Genomic DNA, 24,598 nt, shown 5'->3' with positions numbered 1-24,598 from the left:
CCGGGGTGCGATCAGCCTCCGCTGACCCCCGCGGCGATTCGGTCGCCGATGGTGGCGTCGATGTTGCGCCAGTAGTCGAAGGCCCGTTGCAACACCGGTTCGGTCACCCCGTCGCTCAGGTGGCCGACCACGTTGTCGACCAGCCGGTCGCGGGCGGCATCGTCCAGGACGTCGCGCACGAGCGTGCCGGCCTGACCCCAGTCGTCGTCCTCGGCATGGAGGGTATAAGCGGCGTGGACAAACTCGCCGCTCGCCGCCCACTTCTCGGCGTACGGGCTGCGGGTGGCGTCGGCGGCCGGGCCGCCCTTGGAGTTGGGCGCATAGACGGGATCGGAGACGTTCTCCATTCGCATCGCCCCGTCCTTGCTGTAGCTGTTCACCTCGGCCTGAGGCCGGTTGACGGGGATCTGCATGTAGTTGCCGCCGATGCGGGCCCGGTGGGCATCGGCATAGGCGAACACGCGCCCGAGCAGCATCTTGTCCGGGCTGAGCCCGATGCCGGGCACCAGGTTGTTGGGCTGGAACGCCGCCTGCTCGATCTCGGTGTGGAAGTCGGTGGCGTTGCGGTTGAGCGTCAGCTTGCCCACCTCGTGCAGGGGATAGTCGCTGTGTGGCCACACCTTGGTGAGGTCGAACGGGTTGAAGCGGTAGTCCTCGGCCTCGTCGAAGGGCATCAGCTGCACCTTGAGCGTCCACGAGGGGTGCTCGCCGTCGCGGATCGAGTTGAACAGGTCGCGGCGGTGGTAGTCGGCATCCTGTCCCGCCATCTGATCGGCGTCGGCCTGGGTGAGGAACTCAATGCCCTGGTCGGTCTTGAAGTGGTACTTCACCCAGAACCGCTCGCCGGCGGCATTGACCCACATGTAGGTGTGCGAGGAGAAACCGTCCATGTGGCGCCAGGTCTTGGGGATGCCTCGATCGCCCATCAGCCACGCCACCTGGTGGGCCGACTCGGGCGAGAGCGTCCAGAAGTCCCACTGCATGTCGTTGTCTCGCAGGCCGGAGTCGGCACGGCGCTTCTGCGACCGGATGAAGTGCTGAAACTTCAGCGGGTCACGGAGGAAGAACACGGGGGTGTTGTTGCCCACCATGTCGTAGTTGCCCTCGGATGTGTAGAACTTGATCGAGAAGCCCCGGGGGTCACGCCAGGTGTCGGGGCTGCCCCGCTCCCCCGCCACCGTCGAGAACCGCATCAGCGTGTCGGTCGTCGTTCCCGGCTGGAACAGGGCCGCCTTGGTGTAGGCGCTGACGTCGTTGGTCACCTCGAAGTTGCCGAAGGCGCCCGAGCCCTTGGCGTGGGGCTGGCGCTCGGGGATCCGCTCGCGGTTGAACGCCGCCATCTGCTCGATCAGGTAGTGGTCCTGCAACAGGATCGGCCCGTCCGGCCCAACGGTGAGCGAGTGCTCGTCGCTGGTCACCGGAATGCCCGCATCTGTCGTGGTGGGCTTCACCTGGTCGTTCGCTTGATCGCTCGTGCTCATCAGTCCCCTGCTTTGATGGAGGTCGGGCGATCAGGGTACCGCCGCGCCGCCCGACGTGGTGGCCGTCACACGCCGAAGCGTCCTCGGTGCGGTCTCGCAGGCCCGGTTAGGCACTTTCTCACGCCATCTGTCACACTTACGCAACGTCACGTTTGTCCGGGGGGACATTGAAAGGGCCCGGTTCGATCTCGAACCGGGCCTTTCCGCGTCTTCGTAGGGTGCAAGCGCATCGAGGATCACCGACGAAAGGCACCGCAGATGAGCGAACCCACCGACCGCCCCTGGCTCGAACGGGACCGTCGGCCCTCTGGGGTCAGCGACGAGACGGTCTCAGCCGTCGGCAAGTTCAGCGAGGCCCTCGAGTGGGTGGAGCGGGCGAGGGGCCACCTCTATGACTTCCACCAGATGATGGGCCACGCCGACGCCCTCATCGGCGAAGCGGCCGACGAGTTGCGCGAGGCCGGTCATCAGGACCAGGCACAGCGCATCGAGGCCGAGTTGGTCGGCCGCAATGCGCTCGAGGGCCGCTGGTCGTTCCAGATGGTCGAGGAGTACGACGCCATCTACTGGTCGGTGGTGCGGGCCTTCGCCGACGACCTGCGCGGCGAACTGATGGGCGGACGACACCACGTGCTCGAATCCGAGATGAAGGAGGATCGCCGCACACACGGCGGCCGCTTCCACGAGCAACGCCCGACCGACGTTCCCAACTAAAAACGCACTTCCCGGCCACCGCTGTGCGGGACCGGGAAGTGAGACTTCTCAAGGCGAGGTTGGCAGAGTACGAACGGCCAACACACCGTCGGGAATTACTCGATGATGGGCTTATTCAATCCGGAGGCCGGAGATCGCCCGAGCGATCACCAGCTGCTGGATCTGCTCGGTGCCCTCGAAGATGTCGTAGATCTTCGAGTCGCGGTGCATGCGCTCCACCGGATACTCACGGGTGTAGCCGTAGCCGCCCAGGATCTGCATCGCCCGCTCGGTAACCCACACGGCTGTGCGTCCGGCCTTCAGCTTCGACTGGCTGCCCTCGGCGTTGATGTACTCGCCGTTGCGCGACAGCCAAGCGGCGCGCCACACCAGCAGTCGGGAAGCGTCGATCTCGGTGATCATGTCGGCGAGCATGAAGGCGATCGACTGGTTCTCGATGATCGCTTTGCCGAACGCCTTGCGCTCCTGCGCGTACTGCAGCGCGTACTCATACGCGGCGCGTGCCACGCCGACCGCCTGGGCGCCGACGGCCGGACGGGTGGCCTCGAACGTGGCCATGGCCGGCTGCTTGCCCGACGACTTGGGCTGCGGGTTGGTCTTGGCCTCGCGAGCGCGGGCCAGCTTCTCGTCCAGCTGCTCCTTGGTGCCCAGCAGGCAGGAGCCGGGGATGCGAACGTCGTCGAGGACGACCTCGGCGGTGTGGCTGGCCTTGATGCCGTGCTTCTTATATTTCTGGCCCTGGCTGAGGCCCGGGGTGTTGGGCGGAATGATGAAGCTGGCCTGACCCCGGCTGCGCAGCTCGGGATCGACGGTGGCGACCACGACGTGGATGTCGGCGATGCCACCGTTGGTGATCCAGGCCTTGGTGCCGTTGAGCACCCACTCGTCGTTGGCCTCGTCGTACTTGGCGCTGGTGCGCAGCGACGACACGTCGGAGCCGGCGTCCGGCTCGGACACGCAGAAGGCGCCCAGGGCGACCTTCTCCGGGGTGCCGTAGCACTGGGGCACCCACTCCATCACCTGGTCCGCGGTGCCGTTGCCGGCGATGCCGGCGGCGGCGAGGCCCGAGCCCATGATCGACAGGCCGATGCCGGCGTCGCCCCAGAACAGCTCCTCGAGCGCGATCGGCATCGTCAGCCCGGAGGGGTCACCCATCATCGCCTGGGCCATGAAGTCGAAGGAGTACAGCCCAATCTGGGCGGCCTCCTCGACGATCGGCCACGGAAACTCCTCGCGCTCGTCCCACTCCTCGGCGGCCGGACGCACGACGTCCTTGGCGAAGGTGTGGATCCAATCCCTCAGCTGCACCTGGTCGTCGTTGAGAGCCATTGAGAATTCACCCATCAGGGTTTACCTCCGGGAGTGCGCAGCGAACGCGGTCGCAGCGACGTCGACAGTAGAAGCCCTAAGTTACCCATCGGTAACCGGAGGGCCAAACCGCGAGGGGCAAATCGCGACGGCGTGTCGGTCGGGGCGGTCCGGCCGCTCCGCACCGCTACCCCGGGAGGATCACCCAGCGGGGCGATTCGGCGCACAGCGCCTCGATCTCGTCGGGATCGGTCGGCACCTCATCGGTCAGCACCTCGCATCCATTCGAGGTCACGACGACGTCGTCCTCGATGCGAATGCCGATGCCGAGAAACTCCTCGGGAAGCCGATGGACCATCTCGGGTGCCTCGGCCAACTCGGCCTCCTCGGCGGCCTTGGCCCGCTCGACGCCCAGCTCGACCCGGCGGCGCGCCCAGGCGTCGCGGTCGTGCGCCAGCAGCTTGAACGTCACCTCGCCCTTGGTGGGCGCCACGTAGATGCCGGGCTCGATCGTCAGCGCCATCGTCTCGGCCAACGGCCGGTGGTCGTCGTCGTTGCGGTAGGAGCCGACGTCGTGCACGTCGAGGCCCAGCCAGTGGCTGGTGCCGTGCATGAAGAACTCGGCGTCGAGGCCCATGCCCACGACATCGTCGATGCCGGAGGGGATCAGCCCGAGATCGACGAGCCCCTCGGCGATCACCGCCCGGGCCGCCTCGTGAGGAGAGCGAATGGTCGCCCCCGGTCGCACGGCCGCCAGCGCGGCGTGCTGGGCGGCGAGCACCACCTCGTACATCGCCCGCTGCGGTCCACTGAAGCGGCCGTTGACCGGGAAGGTGCGGGTGATGTCGGCCGAGAGCTGGTCCACCTCGCAGCCGGCGTCGATCAGCACCAGGTCGCCGTCGGCGACCACGTCGGCGTTCTCGGTGTAGTGCAGCACGCAGGCGTTGGCCCCGCCGGCGACGATCGAGGGGTAGCCGTTGCGGGGCGACCCGGCAGCGCGCCACACCCACTCCATCGCCCCCTGAAGCTGTCGCTCGGTTGCCTCGGGCCTGGCCAGGCGCATCGCCTCGCGGTGCCCCTCGGCTGCCAGGGCTCCGGCGCGCCGTAGCGAATCGAGGTCGGCGTCGTCCTTGTGGAGGCGGAGCTCGTCGAGCATGACGCCGGGATCGATCACCCCATCGGGCACCCGATCACCCAGCCGGTCGCGCCGGTTTCGCCCCCCGACGAGCAAGGCGGTGACCGTCTCGTCGAGGCGCTCGCCCAGCCGGTACCACACGCGGTCCCGGCCAACCGCGAGTGCTGGTAGCCGGTTGCCGAGTTCGGCGATCGGGTACGCACGATCTGCACCGAAGGTGTCTTTGGCGCCATCGACCCCGGCCCGGTAGCCGTCCCAGGTCTCACGCTCGGGATCGCGAGGTCGCACGAACAGGTGGTAGTCGCCATCGGCATGCCCCGGGGTAAGCACCGCCACCGCATCGGGCTCGCCGAAGCCGGTCAACCACCAGAATTGGCTGGCCTGGCGAAACTCGTGGTCGACGTCGTGGTTGCGGGGCGCCTCCACGCCAGCCGGCACCACCAGCAGGCCGTCGGCGCCGACGCGCTTGGCCACCCGATCGCGCCGTCGGGAGAACACATCCGGGCCGGGGCCTGATCCGGAGCTGACGACGTCGAGGGGCGAGCGGACGGAGGACGGGGTGCTCATTGCGCCAGTTTGCCGCGGGCCGCGGAGAGGTGTGGAGCAGAGGTGTGGAGGTGTGCCGGTGAATCTCACCGGCACACCTCCACACCTCTCGACGGACGACGGCTCGAACCGGGGGAGCAACGCCGCCGGGGGTTGGCCTCAGGGTCCGGCCGGCAGGCGCTGGTACCTTGGCGGGCCTATGACCGACGCCCCCCGACGCCGATCGACGCCGACCGTTCCCGCCAAGGCCGCCCTCGAGGGTCTCGAGGACAAGTGGGGTGAACGCTGGGAGGCCGACGGCACCTATCGCTTCGATGCCAACGCCCCTGCCGACGCCGTCTTCTCCATCGACACACCTCCCCCGACCGTGTCGGGGTCGCTGCACGTCGGCCACGTCTTCAGCTACACCCACACCGACTGCATCGCCCGGTACCAGCGGATGACCGGACGCGAGGTGTTCTACCCGATGGGTTGGGACGACAACGGCGTGCCCACCGAGCGCCGGGTGGAGAACTACTACGGCGTGCGCTGCGATCCCACCGTCCACTACGACGCCGCCTTCGTCCCGCCGGAGAAAGCGCCGAAGAACCGACGGGACTTCCTGGCGGTCAGCCGACGCAACTTCATCGAACTGTGCGTCCAGCTGACCGGAGAGGACGAACAGGTCTTCGAAGCGCTCTGGCGCCGCCTGGGCCTGTCGGTCGACTGGACCCAGACGTACACGACGATCGACGAGCGCAGTCGCCGTGTGAGTCAGCGGGCCTTCCTCGACAACCTGGCCCGCGGCGAGGCCTACCAGGCCGATGCCCCGTCGATGTGGGACATCACGTTCCGCATGGCGGTCTCACAGGCCGAGCTGGAGGATCGCCCCCGCCCCGGCGCCTACCACGACCTGGCCTTTCACCGCTCGGACGGGGAGGGCGATCTGGTCGTGTCGACCACCCGCCCCGAGCTGGTCGTCAGCTGCGTTGCCCTGGTCGCCCACCCCGACGATGAGCGGTACAAGCCGCTGTTCGGCTCGACGGTGACCAGCCCGTTGTTCGGCGTTGAAGTGCCGGTGGTCGCCCACCGCCTGGCCGACCCGGAGAAGGGCACCGGCGCAGCCATGATCTGCACGTTCGGCGACCTGACCGATGTGATCTGGTGGCGCGAGCTGGACCTGCCGGCGCGGGCGGTCATCGGTCGCGACGGGCGCTTTGCCGCCGACACCCCGGCATGGATCGAGTCCGACACCGGACGGAACACGTATGAGGCCCTGGCCGGTCTCGGGGTGAAGGCCGCCCAGCGCACCACGGTCGAGCTGTTGGAAGCCTCCGGCGAGCTGCTGGGCGAGCCGAAGGTGATCGAGCACCCGGTGAAGTTCTACGAGAAGGGCGAGGCACCGCTCGAGATCGTGCAGAGCCGTCAGTGGTACATCCGCAACGGCGGTCGCGACGCCGCCCTGGCTGAGCAGCTGATCGCACGCGGCGACGAGGTGACCTGGCATCCGCCCTACATGCAGACCCGCTACACCAACTGGATCGAGGGGCTCAACGGCGACTGGCTGATCTCCCGCCAGCGCTACTTCGGCGTGCCGATCCCGGTCTGGTACCCGGTCGACGCCGACGGCGAGGTGAACTACGACGCGCCGATCGCGCCCGACGCCGTCACGCTTCCGGTCGATCCCCAAAGCGACGCCCCGAACGGCTACGACGAAGCGCAGCGGGGCCAGCCGAACGGGTTCGTCGGCGACCCCGACATCATGGACACGTGGGCCACCTCGTCGCTCACCCCTCAGATCGCCGGTGGCTGGGACCACGACCACGAGCTGTGGGCCAAGGTGTTTCCGATGGACCTGCGGCCCCAGGCCCACGACATCATCCGCACCTGGCTGTTTTCGACCATGGTGCGCAGCCACCTGGCCGAGGGCACGGCGCCGTGGCGCCACGCAGCGCTGTCCGGGTGGATCCTCGACCCCGACCGCAAAAAGATGTCCAAGTCGAAGGGCAACGTGGTTGTGCCTACCGAGTTGCTCCAGCAGCACGGCTCCGACGCCGTGCGCTACTGGGCCGCCAACGGCCGGCCCGGCACCGACACCGCCTTCGACGAGACGCAGATGAAGGTGGGGCGCCGCCTGGCCCTGAAGGTGCTGAACGCCAGCCGCTTCGTGCTCGGCTTCTCCCAGCGCAACGACCAATCGGCGGACGGCGGCGACGATGCCGCTGATCAGGCGGCGACCGGCGCGAGAGCGACACCACTCGGAGCCGATGCTGTCACCCACCCGATCGACCGGGCGATGCTGGCTGAGGTCGCAGCGTTGGTCGAGACGGTGACCGCAGCGTTTGAGGAGTTCGACTACGCCCGGGCGCTCGAGCGCACCGAGGCCTTTTTCTGGAACTTCGTCGACGTCCACCTGGAGTTGGTGAAGACCCGCGCCTACCGCGACGACGACGGCTCGGCGTCGGCGCGAGCCTCCCTGGAGCTGGCGCTCTCAACCCTGCTTCGGTTGTTCGCACCCCACCTGCCCTTCGCCACCGAGGAGGTGTGGAGCTGGTGGATGGACGGGTCGATCCACCGCACCGGTTGGCCAACCACTGCCGAACTCGGCGGCGCCGGCGACGGTGCGGACGGCGAGCTACCCGCGCTCGCTGCACAGGTCCTCCACGAGGTGCGCCGCACCAAGACCGAGGCCCGCACCGGCATGCGCACCGCGGTGCGCCGCCTCGAGGTGAGCGCCCCGCCAGAGTTGCTCGATCGGCTTGAGACCGTACGAGGCGACCTGGTCGACGCCGGGGTGGTGCAGGAGTTCGTGACGACGCCAACGGATACTGGCGCCGACCTGACGGTCAGCGTCGAACTGGTCGTCGACGACCCCTAACGGCCTCAAAGATACATCCTCGGCCGACCGCATTGGCCGAGATCTGCTCGACGCCGAGCAGGAGCCAAGGCATCACCTCAGCCTCACCGGTGCACCCGACCGGACCTGGCCGTGCACACTCGGCCCGGTCGGCGGCGCCCACTCCGCCCGATCAGTCGTCGAGCGCTGCCCGGCCGGGGTCCGGCGGCGGAGTGTCGGGCCGGGCGCCGTCGTCCGACGGGCCGATCGAATCGGCGGGCGACGACCCTTCCCCTCGTCCTGTCGCCGGCGGTTCGGGCCGCCGCCGTCTCGGGGCCCCAACGTCCTGCACCGGGTTGGCCCTGGACGGGCGCGATTCCTCCCCGCGTCCGGGGCGGGGCACGGTCACCGTGCCTGGGGCCAAAGGGCCCTCAACGGTGACCGGCGGGCTACGCCGTGGTCTGGTGAGCAGCACCGTGTCATCCCCGCCACCAGCACCACCGCCGCTGCCGCCACCGCCGCTGCCGCCACCGCCGCTGCCGTCACCACCAGCACCGCCACCTCCGTCGTCGTCGTCGCCGCCACCACCGTCGTCGTCGGCACCCCAACTCACGACGTCGTCATCCTCCTCGCCGCGACCCCCTTCGTCGTCCTTCCGCGGCAAGTGGGTGATGCCATCCGGTCCCGGCACGCCCAGGATGGCGTGGATGTCCTCGGGCAGCGGCACCGATCCCTGGCGTTGGCTGACCATGTAAACGAGCACCCGCATCATCGTTTCCGGGTTGGTCAGGTTGGTCATCTTTCTGAACTGCGAGTCCTCGTTTGCCGACTCGATGCGTACGCTGCCGACGTTCTTGATCCGGTCCGGAATCGTCTGCTCCATCGACAGGTCGGTGACCTTGGCCCAGGGAATCCATTGGTGGGTGCGCTTCAGTACCCCCTTGAGGTAGATGATGCGGTTGGTCGTCACCACGTATCGGGTGTAATGCAGCTGGACCGCTCCCACGACGAAGAGGCCAATCGCCGTGACGGCCAGGCCAAGCGCCGCCATCGTCCAGATGACGCTGGTGCTGAAGAACGCCACGACCAACGACCCGATCAGCAACACGATCGACCGCTTCTGTTCGAATAAGAAGGCGATCTCGGCCGGCCCATCGATCATCACGATCTTCTCGTGGGGCAACAGCCGATCGAAGATGATCTCGTCGATCGTGTCCGTGCCCACCAAGCCCTGGAGAAAGGCAACCAGCCGATTAATCACTACCTTGGGCCCCCGGTTCGTTTCGGATGGGGTTTCAGTCCGTCAGCCCGTCGAGGAAGGTGGCGATCGTGTTGGCCAACCGCTCAAGAAAGCGGCCGATTGCACCGAGAACGTCGCCCAGCCACTCCGCCGACCCCGACGGAGAATTCCAGACCAAAAGCAGGACCACACCGACGATGATGCCTAGGGGGATCGCAGTTTTAGCGTTCATGGTGGCTACCTCGTTCAGCTGTCAGACCGCGCGAAGCGGCCCCGGTCTCCGCCCGTGGACCATGGTAGGGGAACGCCTGCTCCGCACCGCGGACACTCCAACACCCGCACCCCACAAGGAGGTCCCGCCGGTCCTGCTGCCTGCTCACTCCGACGGGTTTACCGGGGGCGGCGCCTGCTGGGGCACCGAGATGCCCGCCTCATGCAGACCATCGCGCAACCGCCGGCGCAGCTCGCGCTCCACCGCCCACTGCGATGCGGGCTCGGTGTCGACCACCAGCCGGAGGGTGGTCCCGTGGCTGTCGAGCGCTTGAACCCCGAGCATCGACGGCACGCCGAGCAGACGGTCGCTCCACTCCTCGTCGTCGGCCAACGCCGTTCCAACCGAGGCGACGATCCGCTCGGCCACCGCCAGGTCGGCGTCGTTGGCAACCGTCACGTCGATCAGTGCGCGGCTGAAGCGTTGCGACTGGTTACCGGCCCGGACGATCTCGCCGTTGGGAACGTGCCAGACCGTTCCGGCCACGTCTCGGAGCCGGGTGGATCGAAGGGTCACCCGCTCGATGGTGCCGGTCGCCGGGCCGACGTCGACCACATCGCCCACCCCGTATTGGTCCTCGATCAGAACGAACAGACCAGCGAGCAGGTCTCGCACCAACGACTGAGCGCCAAAACCGAGGGCCACCCCCGCCACCCCGGCGCCGGCGAGCAGTGGGCCGAGGTTGATGTTGAGCTCGCCCAGGATCATCAGGCCGGCGATCGTGAACACCGCAGCCGAGGTGATGGAGCCGAGCACGTCGGAGACCGTCCGAGCTCGGGCATCCGCCCGCGGCGATCCTGCGGCCGCGGCGTCTGAACTGGTGGGCCGTGCGCCTCGCACGGCTGCCGCTCGGGTTCGCGCCGCCACCCGCGCCACCAGACGTGCGGCGAACCGATTGACCAGCCAGGCCAGGATGACGATCATCACCACTTTCGCCGGGGTATGCACCAGCCAGTCGACCGCTTCGGCGGCTGCGGCGGACCCGGTGAGATCGAGCGTGCGCTCGCACCACCATCCCGGATCGGGGCCGCAGGTCTGCATGTGGTCTCCTCCCACCGGCGTGGTCGTGCCGGACGACCGTCAGGCCGGCCATCCGTTGGCGGAGCGTATCGAGCGCGGCACTCTCGTGGGACGACCGACCATGACCGGACAATTCCGCTCTCAGCGCACCCGCCATCACTCAACGTGAGATTTAGGTTGAAAGGCCTACAAGAATGACCACTCCGCGCAGTTGATCGGTACGATGGCTGCAGATGCTCGCCACCGGCGTGACGCATCGCACCGCTCCCGAGAGGGGCGATGCGGAGACCGGCGCCGACGTGAAGTGAGGAGGGGGGACGTGGCCAAAACCGAGCTCCGACCGATCGATCGTCCTCTACCCCGGCCGTCGCAAAACCCGACCCCGAGCGAGGCAGTGCGGCCGGAGGGTTATCCCGCTCAACGCACCCCGCCCGAAACGGGTCGGGCGGGTCTGGCCTACCAAATCCCCCGCCGTGTGGCCGTTGCCGTCGCCGCTGTGGCGGCGATCGTCATCGACCCTCCGTCGAACTCATTCGAGCTGGCCTTGCGTGTGGCGGCAGCCCTCACCGTCGTCGGGTTGGAGGCTGCCCAGGTAGGCGCCACCCTCCTGATGCGCCGCCGATCGCACCTGGGCTCCATGCTCAGCCTGGTGGCGCTCGTCGGGCTGGGGCTGACCAACCCGGCTGCGCTCGTGCCAATCGCCGTTGCGCTGACCGCCGGCTACCTGTGTTGTCTCGGTCCGAACCGGGTGCAGGCGTCCGCCGCCGTCATCCAACTTGGTGGTACCGCTCTGATCGGGGCGTTCTCCAACCGTCCCGAAGACCTCAGGCTGCTGCTTCCGATCATGTTGATCGCCGACGCCACCAAGGCGGCGGGGGTCCATCTGTTCACCGCCCGACTTCGGGCGATCGATCAACGCGTCGACACGATGCTCGAGCAGTCGCGCAAGGTCGCGTGGTCCCTCGCCGAACGCCTGCGCCACCAGAACGACCACGACGCTCTCACCGGCCTTCCCAACCGGGCTCGGCTGAAGGAATACCTGCGCGAAACGGCGGCAGCAGGTGTCCCGCCCGGCCACGGCTTCGCACTGCTGCTGATGGACCTCACCCAGTTCAGACAGGTCAACGACGCGCTCGGCCACCAGGGCGGGGACCGTCTGTTGGCGGCGATCGCAGTAAGGCTCCGGGCCGAACTTGCCGGCGAGTGCGGCATGATCGGACGCTGGGGAGGCGATGAGTTTGCGCTGGTAAGTCCCCCGGTCGGCGACGAGGAGGAGGCGCTCGGTCTCGCCCGGCGCGCCATCGGGGTGCTCGAGCGTCCCTTCGAGGTGGACGGCATCCCGGTGCAGTGCAGTGGCAACCTCGGCATCGCTCTGTTTCCGGAGCACGGCAAGGGTGACGAGGATCTGCTGAACGCCGCCGACGAGGCCCTGTACCGGGCCAAGCGGTCGGGCCAACCGGTCGAGCTGTATCGCGCCGAACGCCATCAAGGCTCGCTGCGTCAGGTCACCTTGTTGGGCGAGCTTGGCCGAGCGATGGACGCCGGGGAACTCGCGCTCTATTACCAACCGGCGCTCGGCCTCGGCACCGAACGGGTCGTTCAGGTGGAGGCGCTGGTGCGCTGGCAGCACCGGGATCACGGTCTGATGCTGCCGATCGACTTCATCGAGACCGTCGAGGGCTCCCACATGATCCATTCGCTCACCCGGTGGATCGTCGCCGAGGCGTTGCGGGACGCCGAAGCGATGCACCAGGCCGGGTTGGACCTCGGCGTCGCAGTCAACGTCTCGGTGCGAAACCTTCAGGACCCCGACCTGGTCGACTTCTTCGAACTGCTCTCCCACCGAGAGGATTTCCATGCCGAGCGCCTCCAGCTTGAGATCACCGAGACCGAACTGATCGACGACAACCCACGGGCGGTCGAGGTGCTCGCCCGTCTGAGAGCGCTCGGCATCTCGGTCGCGGTCGACGACTTCGGCGTTGGGAACGCTTCGCTGTCCTACCTGAAGCATCTGCCGGTCTCCCATCTCAAGATCGATCGCGGGTTTGTCACTGCGATGACCTCAAACAGCGACGACGCCGCCATCGTGCGCTCAACGATCGAGATGGCCCACCAGCTGGGGCTCACCGTCACCGCCGAGGGAGCCACCGACCTGACCACGTTGACGACACTGCGCGAGATGGGGTGCGACCTGGCACAGGGTTTCTACATTTCCGAGCCGGTGCCCTTCGACGACCTGGTGCCTCTGGTGACACACCTCGATGCCACCGCGCCGGCCTTGCTCCGCGGCGCCGGGCCCATCGAAGCGAGACTTGGTCAACCCAGCGCGCTGGCGGCGACCTCCCCGGCCCAGCGGTAGTCGGCCTTGCCGTTGGGACCGCGCATGACCGCAGGAACGACAACCACGTGTTGGGGCGCCTTGTAGGCGGCGAGCTGCTCCTTGACATGGGTGCGCACCAGCTCGAGCAGCGCCGCATCGGCGGGTACGCCAACGGCGTCTGACCCGAGCGCTTCGTCTGGGGTGAGGTCGCCCGGCGCGCCGTCACCGAGCGACACCACCGCTGTCACCGCGCTCCCCCAGGTCTCGTCGGGGACTCCGACCACCGTTGCGTCAACCACCCAGGCGAGCGACTTGGTCGCTTCCTCCACCTCCTCGGGAAACACTTTCTCGCCGGCGGTGTTGATCGATACCGAGCCCCGCCCCAACAGGTTGATCGTGCCGTCGAGCTCGACGGTTGCGAAGTCGCCCGGCACCGCCCAGCGGCGCCCCTCGTAGGTGGGATAGGTGGCGTCGGTCGCCGCCGCATCCTTGTAGTAGCCCAGCGGCAGGTGCCCCCCGGTGGCCAGCCGGCCACGCTCGCCCGAGCCGGGCTCGACCCGCCGTCCGTCCTCGGTGAACACCGCAGCGTCGTCGCCCAGTTGGAACCGTGCGGTTCCGGCGCTGCGTCCGCGCCGGGCCACCGAGGCGCCGAAACCGTTGCCTTCGGACGATCCGAGCAGGTCGATCAGCAGCGCCGGCACGCGGGCGAGCAGCGCCTCCTTCTGGGGTCCCGACCACATGGCGCCGGACGACGTGATCACCTTCAACGAGGTCAGGTCGTAGGGGCGGCCGGTCGCCTCGGCCGTCTCCAGCTCGACGACCATCGGACGACAGAACGGGTCGCCGACGATGCACAGGTGGGTAGCGGACCGATCCTCAACCGTCGCCCACAGCTCGGCCGGATCGAAGCTGCGCGAGGTCAGGGTGACGACGTGTCCGCCCGTGCTCAGCGCGCCCATCGTCAGCTGCGACGAGGTGCCGTGCATCATCGGCGCCGCCGGGATCAGCCGCTGTTCGGTCCCTCGCTCGCGCAGCTCGGCCGCCACCCGGGCCGCCTCCGCAGGCGTGTCGGGCAGCGCCACCTTGAGGCCCTTCCAGGTGGGCCCAAACACGCCGAGCAGCGAGCTGTGGGGCCACATCACACCCTTGGGCATGCCGGTGGTTCCGCCGGTGTAGAGGAACCACAAGTCGTCGCCGGACCGCTCGATGCGCGAGGCGGGGTCGCTCGCCGCCAACAGTTCCTCGTAGTGCACCCAGCCGTCGGGCAGGTCCCCCACCGGGGACCCGTCAATCTCATCGCCCACCGCCACCAGCAGGCGCAGGCTGGGGACATCTGCGCGAATCGCCTCGATGAGGTCGACCAGCTCGGGGTGGGCGACGACCACCTCGCAGTCGGCGTTGCTCAGCAGGTAGGCCAGCTCGGATTCCCGGTAGCGGTAGTTGACGTTGAACGGCACGGCCCGGGCCTTGAACGCGCCGAAGGTCGCCTCGGTGTAGGCGGGCCCGTTGTACAGCGCCATTCCCACCTTGGCCCCGCCATCATCGCTGCCAGCGCCGACACCGGCGTCAGCCATCGCCCCGGCAAAGCGGGCGGCCCGGTCGTCCAGCTCGGCCCAGGTGCGGGTCAGCGGTCCGTGGGACAGTGCGGGCGCATCGCCCAGCGTGTCGGCGATCGCCTCCCAGACGGTGGCGAAGTTCTCGTTGAGGGCCATGGCCGGAACCTACCCGTGCCGCTGCGCCGCCGCTGCCAACGCGCCATCGTCAGTTGGGAGACGCCAGAAGCCAGCCCCTTGGCCTTAACAGCCGGTGGCCGCTTGAAGCACGCGGCACGCCTCGGCCATCCGAGGTGGCGACAGCTCGGCCACGCGCCGCCTCATGAGATCTCGCGGGATCGTATGGATGTTGTCGAAGTTGACGACGCTGTCCGTCGGCACTCCGTCGGCTGACGTCAGCTCAAGTTCGGACACGAGGCCTCGACGGGTGCGGGTCAGTGCAACAACCACGACCGATCCGATGCGGTCGGCAACGGGATCACGCGTGAGGACAAGCACCGGTCGGTCGCCGCCGGGGGTAGCGGCAAACCACACCTCACCGCGCTGCATCGGCCCAGTCCGACCAGTCTTCGGCCGGACCCCAGTCGGCGACCTCCATCAGAGCCCGCTCGCCGTCATCAAGCGGTTGAGCTGCCCAGCGAGCGGCGTCACCTTCGGATGCAAGCCGGTCGAGATGGCGGCGTAAGGCCTCCCGAAGCAGCTCGGACCGATCGATCCCGAGCTCGGTCGCACGTAGCTGGGCATCGGCCGCATCACGCTCGTCGACCCGGAAGCTCAGCATCGTCATACACCGAGGATAACCCGTATGACAGCGATCGACCAGGGGCAGGTCAGCCAAGTTGCCAGCTGGTCATCCAGCGGTAGGTGTGGCCCGGGCGGAGGGTGACGACGACGGGGATTGGGCCGTCGGGGCCCGCGATCGTCGCCATGTTGGGCCCGTTGGGCACCCGCCCGGCCTCCAGGCAGACGGCCCCGTGGCGAACCAGCGATCCGTGTTGGCCGGGCAGACCGTCGAGGTGGTTGGCGGTGTACACCTGCACCGCCGGCTGGTCGCTGCGCATCTCCATCGTCCGGCCACTGCCCGGGTCGACCAGGCGGGCCACCAGCGGCAACTCGCCCTCGACCCCGGCGTCGACGAGAAACGTGTTGTCGTAGCCGTCGAGGTCCGCCAGCTCGGGCGAGCCCAAGCGGTCGCCCAGTCGCACGTCGTCGCGCAGGTCCCACGGTCCACCCGAAACCGGCAGTGCCGTCCCGGTGGGGATCTGCCCCGGCCCCAAGTCGAGCACCAGATCGGCGCTGAGCGACACCCGGTGATCGGCGATCGTCCCGGATCCCGACAGGTTCCAGTAGGTGTGGTTGGTCGGCGCCAGCACGGTCGCCCGGTCGGTCGTGCAGACGATTTGAAGCGTCAGCGTCCCCTCGGCGGCGAGCGAGTAGGTGGCGGTCGCCTCGACCCGTCCGGGAAACCCGCCCTCGCCGTCGGGATCGATCAGCGTCAGCGTCACCGATGCGTCGGCGTCGCCGGCGTGGAGGGACGCAATCCCCCACTGCCGTCGGTCCCACGGCGTCGACCCGCCGTGGAGGGTGTTGGGCCCCTCGTTGGCCTCAAGTGAATAGGTCACCCCGTCCAGCTCAAACGACGCGCCGGCGATGCGGTTGGCGTACGGACCGACGACGCCGCACAGGTGCGGGTTGACCGCCGGGTCGGCCAGTTGCCCCAAATCGGCCAGCGTCAGCACGCAATTGCCCGGCTCGCCATCGGGACCGGGCGCCTCGAAGCCGACCAGCGTGGCCCCATAGGACAACACCGAGGCGGTGAGCGTTCCGGCCGACAGCCGGACGAGCTCCGCCGCGGTCCCGTCGCACATCTCGACGGTCGACCGCTCGACGCCCGGCGCGGCAGGGGTGACACCGGTGGGGCTCACGTCACCTCGTCGCGTCCGCTCATGTCGGCGTTGGGGCGGGCGGCGTTGACGATCTCCTCGACCAGCGGGCCAACGCGGGTGGGGTCGTCGGTCGGGTCAACGGTCGGTCCTCGATGCCAGCCCTCGGACACCGACATCGCCCGGCCGGTGATGTCGAACACCCGGCCGGTCACCCCGCGGCTCTCCTCGCTGGCCAGCCAGGTGACCAGCGGCGCAATCCAGTGGGGCGACATCTGCGCCTTGTCCTCCTCGGAAGCCTGGCCCATGCCCAGGTCCTCGGTCATCCGGGTGAGCGCCGCCGGCGCGATGGCGTTGGCGGTCACCCCGTACCGGGCCAGCTCCTTGGCGGCGATGATCGTGAAGGCTGCGATGCCGGCCTTGGCGGCGCCGTAGTTGGTCTGGCCGACGTTGCCGTAGATGCCTGACGGCGACGTGGTGTTGATGATCCGGGCGTCCACCTCCTCGCCGGCCTTGGAGCGCTCGCGCCAGTGCTGGGCGGCGTGGTGGGCCGGGCCAAACGTGCCCTTCAGGTGCACGGCAATCACCGCGTCCCACTCGGCCTCGGTCATGTTCACCAGCATGCGGTCCCGCAGGATGCCGGCGTTGTTGATGACGACGTCGAGCCGTCCGTAGGTGTCGATCGCCAGGTCGACCATCGCCTTGGCCTCGGCAAAGTCTGCGACGTTGCCACCATCGGCGACCGCCTCGCCGCCCGCCTCGACGATCTCGGCGACCGCCTGATGCGCGGGACCATCATCCTCACCGCTTTCGCCCCGGCGATCGCCGCCGAGGTCGTTCACCACCACCTTGGCGCCGTGCTCGGCCAGCATCAGCGCATGCTCGCGCCCGATGCCTCGGCCGGCACCGGTCACCAGACAGACGCGTCCCTCACACAACTTTGCCATGGGCTCCCCTCCCGTCGTTATGTCGCGCTACGCCGCCGAGGCTAATCCCAGGCTGACCCCTCGGGCACGCAGTTCAGTGGAGCGCCAGAATCGATCGCAGGATGTCATAGATGGCATGTCGGTCCTCGACGCCGAGGCGGCCGAGACGCCTGACGAGTCGCCGCGATGACACCGCCCGCACCTGCTCCGCCTGAAATGCCGATGCCTCGTCGAGTCCATTGTCGGCGTTTGGTTGCACCACCGCGTGCAGCGACAGCCTCCGCAGCCGAGACGTCGCCGGAACGACGACGACCATCCGGAGCCGAGGGTGATGCAGCGCGTCGTCGCTCACGATCAACGCCGGACGCATGAACGCCTGCTCCGGGTCCGACGGGTCGTTGCCGAGGTCGACCAGCCAGACGTCGCCGCGCCGGTGCGTGGGTTCAGCGCTCACGAAGCCCATCGGCGGTAGTGACGTCGAGCGTCTCGGCATCGGCGTGATAGTCCGCCAGTTCGGCGGACGTCATGGTTTCCAATTCCTCATGCACCTGCGCCCACCATTGGTCTCGCTTCAAGCGAGCCACCGCATCGGCCACGACATCGAGCAACGTGGACTCGCGCTCGTCGGCGAGTCGAGCGATCTCGTCGCGCAGAGCTACCGGGAGCCGCAACGTCGTAGTCGGAGTAGGCGCCATCTACGTAGCCTAGCGAGGCGCTCGACGAACCCGGAGGCGATCGCTACTCCTGCGCGATCACGATCCATAGCCCGGCGCGGCCCAGCCGGCCAGGAATCGCTGCACCAAATCGTCGACCAGCGCGTCCTGGGACACCTCACTTCCCACCAACGTGGAGAAGGCGAACGGACCGAGCAGCTGCAGGGCCACCAGCTCCACGTCCACCCCGTCGGGCACAGCGCCCTCGGCAACGCCAAGGTTCAGCACCGATGCGAGCACGGCCAGCTTCTGGCTGGTGTCCGCCGTTGCGACGGAGTCGACCTCTGGCAGCTCCCGCCGCAGCGAGAGCAGCGCCGGGAAAACCCGTTTCCAGGCGGGATCGGCGGAGATTTGGCCAAGCTGGGTCACGAGGGCCCGAAAAGCTGTCGCGAAGCCTTGGTCCATCGGGGGCTGCGGGATCGTCGGCGCGTTGGTTTCCAACACGTCGGCGAGCAGTTCGGTGCGCGATGCCCAGTGGCGGTACAGCGTGGACTTGGCTACACCGGAACGCTCGGCCACCGCGTCGACCGTGACGCTGTGTGCGCCCGACTCGACGAGCAGGTCGAGCGCAGCGGCCAGCAGCTTGGCGCGGCTTCGACGCACCCGAGGGTCGACGTTGGACGTGGCGGAAGTGACGCATGACGCAAACATTTCGCCCCTCAGCCTAGCCGATCAACACGACAAACGCTACGCTACGGTCTCGTTTCGTTTCTCGGGCGATCCGTCGAATTCCCTCAACTCCCCAGCCCCGAAAGTTCTCAGTCATGCCTGTCACTCCCCCCGGCGCCGCTCGCGGCGCCAGCGCAACCTCCTACGGCCGGCCGGTGCCCGGACCGATCACCAACAAGGTGCTGCAACGCAACGTGCTGATCGCGGTCTGTACCGCGCTGATGGCCGTCATCGCATCGGTGTCGGGGCTCAACGTCGCCCAGCAGAACCTGGCGATCGACCTTGGCGCATCGCAGAACGCCATCCTTTGGATCATCAACGGCTACACCGTTGCGCTCGCCGGTCTGCTGATGCCGATGGGGGCCATCGGCGACCGCTGGGGTCGCAAGCCGGTGCTGCTGGCCGGCCTCGTGGTCTTCGGCATCGCCAGCCTGGGCGCCGGCCTGGCCACCACCACGGCGATGATGGTGGCGGCCCGGGTGCTCGCCGGCGTCGGCGCCGCCATGATCATGCCGGTGACCTTGTCGGTCATCACGTCGACGTTCCCCGAGGAGCAGCGTTCGCAGGCGATCGGCATCTGGGCCGGCGTCGCCGGCAGCGGCGGCTTGGTCGGGCTCTTCGCATCCTCGTTCATGGTCGACGTGCTCACCTGGCGCTGGCTCTTCGCCGTGCCGATCGTGCTCGTCGCCTTCTCCGCCTTCATGACAAAGCGGTACGTGCCCAACTCCGCCGACGGATCCGACCACCGCTTCGACGTGGGCGGCTCGCTGCTGTCGATGCTGGCCATCGGGTCGCTCATCATGGGCATCCACGAGGGCCCCGAGCGCGGCTGGACCGACCCCATCACGCTGGCCGGCCTCGGCATCGGCCTCGCAGCGCTGATCGGGTTCATCGTCTGGGAGCGCCGCCAGGATGAGCCGCTGCTCGACATCTCGGTCTTCAAGAACCGCGGCCTCTCCACCGGTGCGGTCACCCTCATGATCATGTTTGCCGTGATGTTCGGCATCTTCCTCGTGCTCTTCCCGTTCTTCCAGGCGGTCATCGGCTGGTCGGCGCTGCACTCGGCGGTGGCGCTGTTGCCGATGGCCCTGGTGATGATGCCGTCGTCCGCTGCGCTCGCCCCTCGGGTGAGCAAGGCGATCGGCTCTCGCAACACCATGTTGGTGGGCACCTCGATCTCCGCAGCGGGCCTAATCACGGTGGCGCTGCGAGCGTCGGTCGAGGGCGGCTACATGTCGGTGCTGCCCGGGTTGCTGCTGCTCGGGCTGGGCAACGGCCTGGCCATGACCCCGTCGACCGAAGCGATCACCGAGTCGCTCCCGTCCGAGAAGCAGGGTGTGGCCTCTGCGCTGAACGACACCACCCGCGAGCTGGGCGGCGCCATCGGCGTGGCGCTGCTCGGATCGATCCTCAGCTCGGGCTACCGGAGCGCCATTCAGCCGGCGTTGGAGGGCGTCCCCCGCCAGCTCGCCGAGGCGGCCAGCGACGGGATCGGGTCGGCGTTCGCCGTCGCCCCATCGGCGGGCGAGAACGCTCCTGCCATCCTCGATGCTGCCAAACACGCCTTCGTCGAGGGGTGGGTGCAGTCGATGTGGATCGGCGCCGCCATGCTGGGCATCGCCATCATCAACCTGGCGGTGCGCGGTCAGCGCCGACAGGTTGAGCCGGACACGGCGAGCGCTGCGACGCCCGCCGTCACCAAGACCGCCGCAGTGGGGTAGGTGCGACACCTTGGCGCATCTCAGTGTTACACTTTGCCCTGTGCCGACGATCAAGCAGCGCATCACCATCACCGCCACCGGTGACCTGGAACGCATCCTGGATGCCCAGGCGCGGCTGCACCCAGACCTCAGCCCCTCTGCGTTGGTGGCGATGCTGGTTGAGCGCGGCCACGCAGCCAGCACCGAGGCGATCGGGCGGGAAGCGCTCGTGCGAGGCCTTGCCGGAACACAGAGCTATCCCGTCGACTACCTGGGGGGACTGCGCGAGGAATGGCCGGATTGATCGTCGTCGACGCCAGCGCGTTGATCGCCTACTTGGACGCTGAGGACACGCATCACGACGACGCGATGCCGAGTTTGATCGCGGTCGACCGCTTCGTGGTGCACCCGGTGACGTTGGCCGAGGTGCTGGTGCACCCGGTGCGCAGGGGCACCGAGATGGACGTGCGGAACACCCTCACCACCATCGGACTACACGAGTCGCCGATGACCATCGACCCCGTCTCTCTGGCTCGGCTCCGGGTTGAGACCGGGCTGAAGATGCCCGACACCCTGGTACTTGCCACTGCAATCTGGCACGACGCAGCCGTGCTGGCGTTTGATGCTCGACTGAGGGCTGCCGCTGCGTCCCGAGGGCTACTGGCCGGATCCATCTGATCGTTCGGCGCCGGGCTCCACCCAGGACAAGGTGAGCGACAGCTGGTGTCGACCCGCCCGGATCAGGTGGCGGGCGGCGGCGTCGGGGCCGCACGACGCCGTGCCGACCCCGCGGTGGGCGGCATCGAGGTGGACGAACACCGCATCTTCGGGCTTGAGTTCATCGGCGTGGAGCGCCCGGGTGAGTTGCCCGTCGGAGTAGCGGTGGGCGGTGTGCACAAACGGCTGCTCCGCCGAGATGACCAGCGCTCCACGCTCGGGTGCGGCGGCGGACAGCCACCGGGTGCCGGAGCGTTGGCCGAAGCACTGCGGAACCACGTACGGGCTGTGCTCCTCCGAGGCCAAGCGCCGGTAGCGGCCAAGCACGGCGCCCTCCACCCGATCGGGCGGGCACTCGTGCGGGCCGAGGCCGTAGCTCTCGAGCTCGTCGAACGCGGGATCGAGCGCCAGCACCAGGCCGATCCGGGGCGGATCGGCCAGCTCCGCAGGGAGGCGCCAGGTGACGTCGACCGAGATGGTGCCGTCGTCGCGCAGCCACCAGCGCTCCGTGACCGGGCATTCGACGAGCGAAGCGTCGGGCTGGGCACTGGTGGGCTGGGAAGTGGTGGGCCGGGGAACCAGCGCCCCGCTCAACACCGCAGCGACGCCACCCTCGCGGCGTCGAACGGTCACCCGGTCGAGCCGTCGGGTCTGGGGGCCGTCAACCGAGTCGAGGCCCACCTGTCGCCAACGGTCCTGGTGGCCGAACCCGGCCATCCAGGCAGCTTTCAAACCGTCGTTGTCGACCGGCGCCCGCCACAGGCTGTGCCCGGGACGGTCCCTCAGCAGCGCGTCGCCGTTGCGTGACAGCCCGACCACGCCAAGATGACGGTCGATCTCCAGGTTCCATGCCCCGTCACCGATGGACCAACGGTCGACGGAACGTCCGCTCACCACCTCGCCCGGGCGCGGTGTGGCAACGTCGCGGCGCCGCAGCGCCGTCTCGCTTGGAATCGGGAACTGGTGGCGGGCAACCACATGACCCTCGTCGGCAAACGGCGTTGCAGCGGCGAGGGCGATATCGACGGTGAGGGCCAGCTCCTGATCGGACCATTCGCTCAGGTCCGTGGGCACTGAGACCGTTACCTCGGCCTCCCCGCCCGGGGCCACCGTCGGCACGTCCCAGGCACCGTCGGCGACGACGACGCCGTCGGCGAGCAGTTCCCAGGTACCGACCACGTCGGAGCTGTCCGCGAAGCTGCGCTCGTTGTACAGCCGAATGCGACCACTCCGAGCGTCGACGTCCTCAAGGTGCAGCGATCGGTGCAGGTGGGCCAGCTCGACGCAGGCCGGATGGGGCACCAGGTCGGGGCCGAGCAAGCCGTCGAAGACGAAGTTGCCGTCGTGGCGCTGCTCTCCGAAGTCGCCGCCGTACCCCCAGCGGGTCTCGCCGTCGCCCGCCGATTGCCCGGTGACAGCCGCTTGCCCGATCGTCTCCGACGATCCTTCGTTGGGGCGGACCAGCCCGTGATCGCGCCACTCCCAGATGAACCCGCCCTGCAACCCGTGATGGGTGCGGAAGGCCCGCCAATAGTCATCGAGCCCGCCGTTGGAGTTGCCCATCGCATGGGAGTACTCGCACAGGATCAGCGGCCGGCCCCGATCTGGACGGCCCTGCTCTTTGCGACTCTTTGCCCACGCGGTGATCTCCTCGACCGAGCGGTACATCGGCGCTACCAGGTCGCTCACCGAGTTCTCGGCGTCGAGGTCGAACATGATCGGGCCCTCGTAGCTGAGCGGACGGCTGGGGTCGAAGAACCGCAGCGCGCCGGCGAGCGCGTGGTGGGCGGTGCCCTCCCCCGCCTCGTTGCCCAGCGACCAGACGATCACGGACGGGTGATTGCGGTCGCGCTGCGCCATGCGCAACCCCCGCTGGATGATCGCGCCGGTGAACAGCGGGCCGGTGGTCAGCGACACCTGGCGCCCGTGGCTCTCCACGTTGGTCTCGTCAACGACGTACAGGCCCAGCTCGTCGCACATGTCATAGAACCACGGAGCGGCCGGGGCGTGGGCGGTGCGGACGGCGTTGACGTTGAGCCGCTTGGCCAGACACAGCTCAAACCAGGTGGTCTCGGGGTCGACGTAGCGACCCCGGGTGGGGCTGTGCTCGTGGCGGTTGACGCCTCGGATTAACGGGACAGCGCCGTTGATGCGCAGCTCCCGATCGCCGATCTCCACCGAGCGGAACCCGGTGAGCACCGCCGCCACCTCGACCAGCTCGCTGTCGGCTCCGTGCCTTTCACCGCGGGGCGGGCCGGCGTCGGGCGCGGTGCGCCACAACCGCACCAGCACCCGGTAACGGGTGGGACGCTCGTCGCTCCATGCCTCGATGCCGGGCACCTCAAGCCTGGTTCGCACCACCTGGCCGAGCCAGGTTTCCGTGGCGAGTATGCGGGCGAGCGCGTTGGCGTCGTCGAATGCGGTGATCTCAACCGGGTCGCTGTCGAGCAACGTGCTGCCGTCCAGGTCCTCGGCCGAGACGCCAACCCACCAGCGGGGCGCCGGCGCGTATGCGGTGGCCTGAGGATCACCGGGACCGGCGCGATGGCCAACGCCCCCATCACCGGCGACCCCATCACCGGCGACCCCGTCACCGGCGACCCCGTCACCGGCGCCGAGCTCACCGGTGGCCGCCTCGACCCGACCGCCGGTGAGGTCGCCGCCGACGGCGATGTCAACGTTGAGCGTGCCGGTGGTGCCGTCGGGGGCGAGGCCGGGCACCAGCCCGACGTCGGCCAGATGCACCGCCGGTCGCGACCACAACACGACCGATCCCTGGATGCCGCCGTGCCACCACTGATCCTGGTCCTCGATCCAGGTGGCCGCCGACCAGCGGATGACCACGATGGCCAGCGTGTAGGCCTGGCCGGGGGTCACGAACGGGGTGAGGTCGAACTCCGAGCCCAGCCGGCTGTCGGTGGCCAGCCCGACGAAGGCACCGTCGACGTAGACGACGGCCAGGCTCTCCGCCCCGCCGAGGCTGAGCACGACATCTCGCCCAGCCCAGTCGGCGGGCACCTCGATCGTGCGCTGGTACACCCCGGTGGGGTTGTCGGCCGGCACCCGGGGGGCGTCCCCCGAAAACGGCATCTGCACGTTGGTGTAGATCGGCGCATCCCAGCCCTGAAGGGTCCAGGCCCCGGGCACCTCGATCGGCGCTGCGACCTCGGCGCCGTCGTCGCCCTCAGCGGCGGCGGTGCGCGTCAACGCTGACGTTGGCACGTCCTCGGGCCGACCGAAGTGGGCAAAGCCCCACTCGCCGTCGAGCGAGCGGGCGAACCGTGCGCCGGGCTCGGCGGTATCCAGCCCAGCGGCCTGCCACAGCTTCGGCGCGGTCCGTGCGGCCTCGACGTCGTCGTGAGAGGCCAGCGGTGCGCGGGGCCGCAGACGGTTTCGCTCCGTGAGCGACGGGTCCTCCCAGAACCGGTCGCCGGGATCGAACAGCGGACGGTCGGGTGACTCGGCAGGGGCGGCGCTCATATCCAGAGGCTCCAGTCAGCTCAAGAGGCGGTGATGATGGGGATCCCGATAGATCAGGCTTGAAGCGAGATGCATCCACCGGGACCGACGCGATGCGGCAGAGCCGG

General features: G+C 68.6%; 21 protein-coding genes. 6 read left to right on the top strand and 15 right to left on the bottom strand.

Annotation, left to right across the window (positions count from 1 at the left end):
* Positions 1 to 11: 11 nt before the first annotated feature.
* A complete protein-coding gene (locus IPN02_01905; GenBank protein MBK9295633.1) occupies positions 12 to 1,481 on the bottom strand; it encodes a catalase in 1,470 nt (489 codons plus the stop codon).
* 258 nt (positions 1,482 to 1,739) lie between these two features.
* On the opposite strand from IPN02_01905, the gene IPN02_01900 reads away from it, so the two are divergent.
* A complete protein-coding gene (locus IPN02_01900) occupies positions 1,740 to 2,195 on the top strand; it encodes a hypothetical protein (protein MBK9295632.1) in 456 nt (151 codons plus the stop codon).
* A gap of 111 nt (positions 2,196 to 2,306) precedes the next feature.
* Here the strand turns inward: IPN02_01900 and IPN02_01895 are convergent, their stop codons facing one another.
* A complete protein-coding gene (locus IPN02_01895) occupies positions 2,307 to 3,539 on the bottom strand; it encodes an acyl-CoA dehydrogenase family protein (protein MBK9295631.1) in 1,233 nt (410 codons plus the stop codon).
* A gap of 151 nt (positions 3,540 to 3,690) precedes the next feature.
* Positions 3,691 to 5,205, bottom strand: coding sequence for an aminopeptidase P N-terminal domain-containing protein (locus IPN02_01890; GenBank protein ID MBK9295630.1), 1,515 nt, complete (start codon positions 5,203 to 5,205; stop codon positions 3,691 to 3,693).
* Between the two features lie 178 nt (positions 5,206 to 5,383).
* On the opposite strand from IPN02_01890, the gene valS reads away from it, so the two are divergent.
* A complete protein-coding gene (valS, locus tag IPN02_01885) occupies positions 5,384 to 8,041 on the top strand; it encodes a valine--tRNA ligase (protein MBK9295629.1) in 2,658 nt (885 codons plus the stop codon).
* Between the two features lie 151 nt (positions 8,042 to 8,192).
* Here the strand turns inward: valS and IPN02_01880 are convergent, their stop codons facing one another.
* The 3 genes from IPN02_01880 to IPN02_01870 form a co-directional block, all read right to left on the bottom strand.
* Complete coding sequence (locus tag IPN02_01880; GenBank protein ID MBK9295628.1) at positions 8,193 to 9,224, bottom strand: PH domain-containing protein; 1,032 nt, start codon at positions 9,222 to 9,224, stop codon at positions 8,193 to 8,195.
* A gap of 70 nt (positions 9,225 to 9,294) precedes the next feature.
* A complete protein-coding gene (locus IPN02_01875) occupies positions 9,295 to 9,471 on the bottom strand; it encodes a hypothetical protein (GenBank protein MBK9295627.1) in 177 nt (58 codons plus the stop codon).
* Between the two features lie 144 nt (positions 9,472 to 9,615).
* Complete coding sequence (locus IPN02_01870) at positions 9,616 to 10,551, bottom strand: mechanosensitive ion channel family protein (GenBank protein MBK9295626.1); 936 nt, start codon at positions 10,549 to 10,551, stop codon at positions 9,616 to 9,618.
* A gap of 298 nt (positions 10,552 to 10,849) precedes the next feature.
* Between IPN02_01870 and IPN02_01865 the strand changes: the two genes are divergently transcribed.
* The gene (locus tag IPN02_01865) at positions 10,850 to 12,889 is read left to right on the top strand and encodes a bifunctional diguanylate cyclase/phosphodiesterase (protein MBK9295625.1); all 2,040 of its coding nucleotides are present in this window, start codon (positions 10,850 to 10,852) and stop codon (positions 12,887 to 12,889) included.
* On the opposite strand, the gene IPN02_01860 is transcribed toward IPN02_01865, so the two are convergent.
* The 8 genes from IPN02_01860 to IPN02_01825 all read right to left on the bottom strand — a co-directional run bounded on the left by IPN02_01860 (position 12,847) and on the right by IPN02_01825 (position 18,576).
* Positions 12,847 to 14,562 (bottom strand): AMP-binding protein, encoded by a 1,716-nt coding sequence (locus IPN02_01860; protein ID MBK9295624.1) that lies wholly within the window; start codon positions 14,560 to 14,562, stop codon positions 12,847 to 12,849. The two genes, IPN02_01865 and IPN02_01860, sit on opposite strands and share 43 nt — an antisense overlap.
* 84 nt (positions 14,563 to 14,646) lie before the next feature.
* Positions 14,647 to 14,952 carry a type II toxin-antitoxin system PemK/MazF family toxin gene (locus tag IPN02_01855; protein ID MBK9295623.1) on the bottom strand — a complete coding sequence of 102 codons (306 nt, stop codon included), beginning with the start codon at positions 14,950 to 14,952 and terminating at the stop codon, positions 14,647 to 14,649.
* Positions 14,939 to 15,190, bottom strand: a complete 252-nt coding sequence (locus IPN02_01850; GenBank protein ID MBK9295622.1) for an antitoxin — start codon at positions 15,188 to 15,190, stop codon at positions 14,939 to 14,941. Before IPN02_01850 ends, IPN02_01855 begins: the two co-directional genes overlap by 14 nt.
* A gap of 43 nt (positions 15,191 to 15,233) precedes the next feature.
* Entirely contained in the window at positions 15,234 to 16,328 is a 1,095-nt protein-coding gene (locus tag IPN02_01845; protein MBK9295621.1) for a galactose mutarotase, read from the bottom strand.
* Positions 16,325 to 17,233 carry an SDR family NAD(P)-dependent oxidoreductase gene (locus IPN02_01840; GenBank protein MBK9295620.1) on the bottom strand — a complete coding sequence of 303 codons (909 nt, stop codon included), beginning with the start codon at positions 17,231 to 17,233 and terminating at the stop codon, positions 16,325 to 16,327. Before IPN02_01840 ends, IPN02_01845 begins: the two co-directional genes overlap by 4 nt.
* A 73-nt stretch (positions 17,234 to 17,306) precedes the next feature.
* Positions 17,307 to 17,666, bottom strand: a complete 360-nt coding sequence (locus tag IPN02_01835; GenBank protein MBK9295619.1) for a type II toxin-antitoxin system PemK/MazF family toxin — start codon at positions 17,664 to 17,666, stop codon at positions 17,307 to 17,309.
* Complete coding sequence (locus IPN02_01830; GenBank protein ID MBK9295618.1) at positions 17,656 to 17,907, bottom strand: hypothetical protein; 252 nt, start codon at positions 17,905 to 17,907, stop codon at positions 17,656 to 17,658. Before IPN02_01830 ends, IPN02_01835 begins: the two co-directional genes overlap by 11 nt.
* A gap of 57 nt (positions 17,908 to 17,964) precedes the next feature.
* Positions 17,965 to 18,576, bottom strand: coding sequence for a TetR/AcrR family transcriptional regulator (locus tag IPN02_01825; protein ID MBK9295617.1), 612 nt, complete (start codon positions 18,574 to 18,576; stop codon positions 17,965 to 17,967).
* A 113-nt stretch (positions 18,577 to 18,689) separates the two neighbouring features.
* Here IPN02_01825 and IPN02_01820 point away from each other — a divergent pair, with 113 nt between their 5' ends.
* From IPN02_01820 to IPN02_01810, 3 genes are read left to right on the top strand one after another with little or no spacing between them, the layout of a single operon-like run.
* The gene (locus IPN02_01820) at positions 18,690 to 20,315 is read left to right on the top strand and encodes an MFS transporter (GenBank protein MBK9295616.1); all 1,626 of its coding nucleotides are present in this window, start codon (positions 18,690 to 18,692) and stop codon (positions 20,313 to 20,315) included.
* Between the two features lie 40 nt (positions 20,316 to 20,355).
* On the top strand, positions 20,356 to 20,598 hold the full coding sequence (locus IPN02_01815; protein MBK9295615.1) for a hypothetical protein: 243 nt from the start codon (positions 20,356 to 20,358) through the stop codon (positions 20,596 to 20,598).
* On the top strand, positions 20,586 to 20,972 hold the full coding sequence (locus IPN02_01810; protein MBK9295614.1) for a type II toxin-antitoxin system VapC family toxin: 387 nt from the start codon (positions 20,586 to 20,588) through the stop codon (positions 20,970 to 20,972). The genes IPN02_01815 and IPN02_01810 overlap by 13 nt, the downstream gene beginning before the upstream one ends.
* On the opposite strand, the gene IPN02_01805 is transcribed toward IPN02_01810, so the two are convergent.
* Complete coding sequence (locus IPN02_01805) at positions 20,952 to 24,491, bottom strand: DUF4981 domain-containing protein (protein ID MBK9295613.1); 3,540 nt, start codon at positions 24,489 to 24,491, stop codon at positions 20,952 to 20,954. The two genes, IPN02_01810 and IPN02_01805, sit on opposite strands and share 21 nt — an antisense overlap.
* Positions 24,492 to 24,598: the final 107 nt, after the last annotated feature.

The sequence above is a fragment of the Candidatus Microthrix subdominans genome (assembly GCA_016719385.1).
Classification (GTDB): domain Bacteria; phylum Actinomycetota; class Acidimicrobiia; order Acidimicrobiales; family Microtrichaceae; genus Microthrix; species Microthrix subdominans.
This window is presented reverse-complemented; position numbering and strand designations above follow the sequence as displayed.

Bases quoted from the DNA above. Each gene is read 5' to 3' on its own strand.
- IPN02_01905 (MBK9295633.1), bottom strand. From the start codon at position 1,481: ATGAGCACGAGCGATCAAGCGAACGACCAGGTGAAGCCCACCACGACA.
- IPN02_01900 (MBK9295632.1), top strand. From the start codon at position 1,740: ATGAGCGAACCCACCGACCGCCCCTGGCTCGAACGGGACCGTCGGCCC.
- IPN02_01895 (MBK9295631.1), bottom strand. From the start codon at position 3,539: ATGGGTGAATTCTCAATGGCTCTCAACGACGACCAGGTGCAGCTGAGG.
- IPN02_01890 (MBK9295630.1), bottom strand. From the start codon at position 5,205: ATGAGCACCCCGTCCTCCGTCCGCTCGCCCCTCGACGTCGTCAGCTCC.
- valS (MBK9295629.1), top strand. From the start codon at position 5,384: ATGACCGACGCCCCCCGACGCCGATCGACGCCGACCGTTCCCGCCAAG.
- IPN02_01875 (MBK9295627.1), bottom strand. From the start codon at position 9,471: ATGAACGCTAAAACTGCGATCCCCCTAGGCATCATCGTCGGTGTGGTC.
- IPN02_01870 (MBK9295626.1), bottom strand. From the start codon at position 10,551: ATGCAGACCTGCGGCCCCGATCCGGGATGGTGGTGCGAGCGCACGCTC.
- IPN02_01860 (MBK9295624.1), bottom strand. From the start codon at position 14,562: ATGGCCCTCAACGAGAACTTCGCCACCGTCTGGGAGGCGATCGCCGAC.
- IPN02_01855 (MBK9295623.1), bottom strand. From the start codon at position 14,952: ATGCAGCGCGGTGAGGTGTGGTTTGCCGCTACCCCCGGCGGCGACCGA.
- IPN02_01850 (MBK9295622.1), bottom strand. From the start codon at position 15,190: ATGACGATGCTGAGCTTCCGGGTCGACGAGCGTGATGCGGCCGATGCC.
- IPN02_01840 (MBK9295620.1), bottom strand. From the start codon at position 17,233: ATGGCAAAGTTGTGTGAGGGACGCGTCTGTCTGGTGACCGGTGCCGGC.
- IPN02_01830 (MBK9295618.1), bottom strand. From the start codon at position 17,907: ATGGCGCCTACTCCGACTACGACGTTGCGGCTCCCGGTAGCTCTGCGC.
- IPN02_01825 (MBK9295617.1), bottom strand. From the start codon at position 18,576: ATGTTTGCGTCATGCGTCACTTCCGCCACGTCCAACGTCGACCCTCGG.
- IPN02_01820 (MBK9295616.1), top strand. From the start codon at position 18,690: ATGCCTGTCACTCCCCCCGGCGCCGCTCGCGGCGCCAGCGCAACCTCC.
- IPN02_01810 (MBK9295614.1), top strand. From the start codon at position 20,586: ATGGCCGGATTGATCGTCGTCGACGCCAGCGCGTTGATCGCCTACTTG.
- IPN02_01805 (MBK9295613.1), bottom strand. From the start codon at position 24,491: ATGAGCGCCGCCCCTGCCGAGTCACCCGACCGTCCGCTGTTCGATCCC.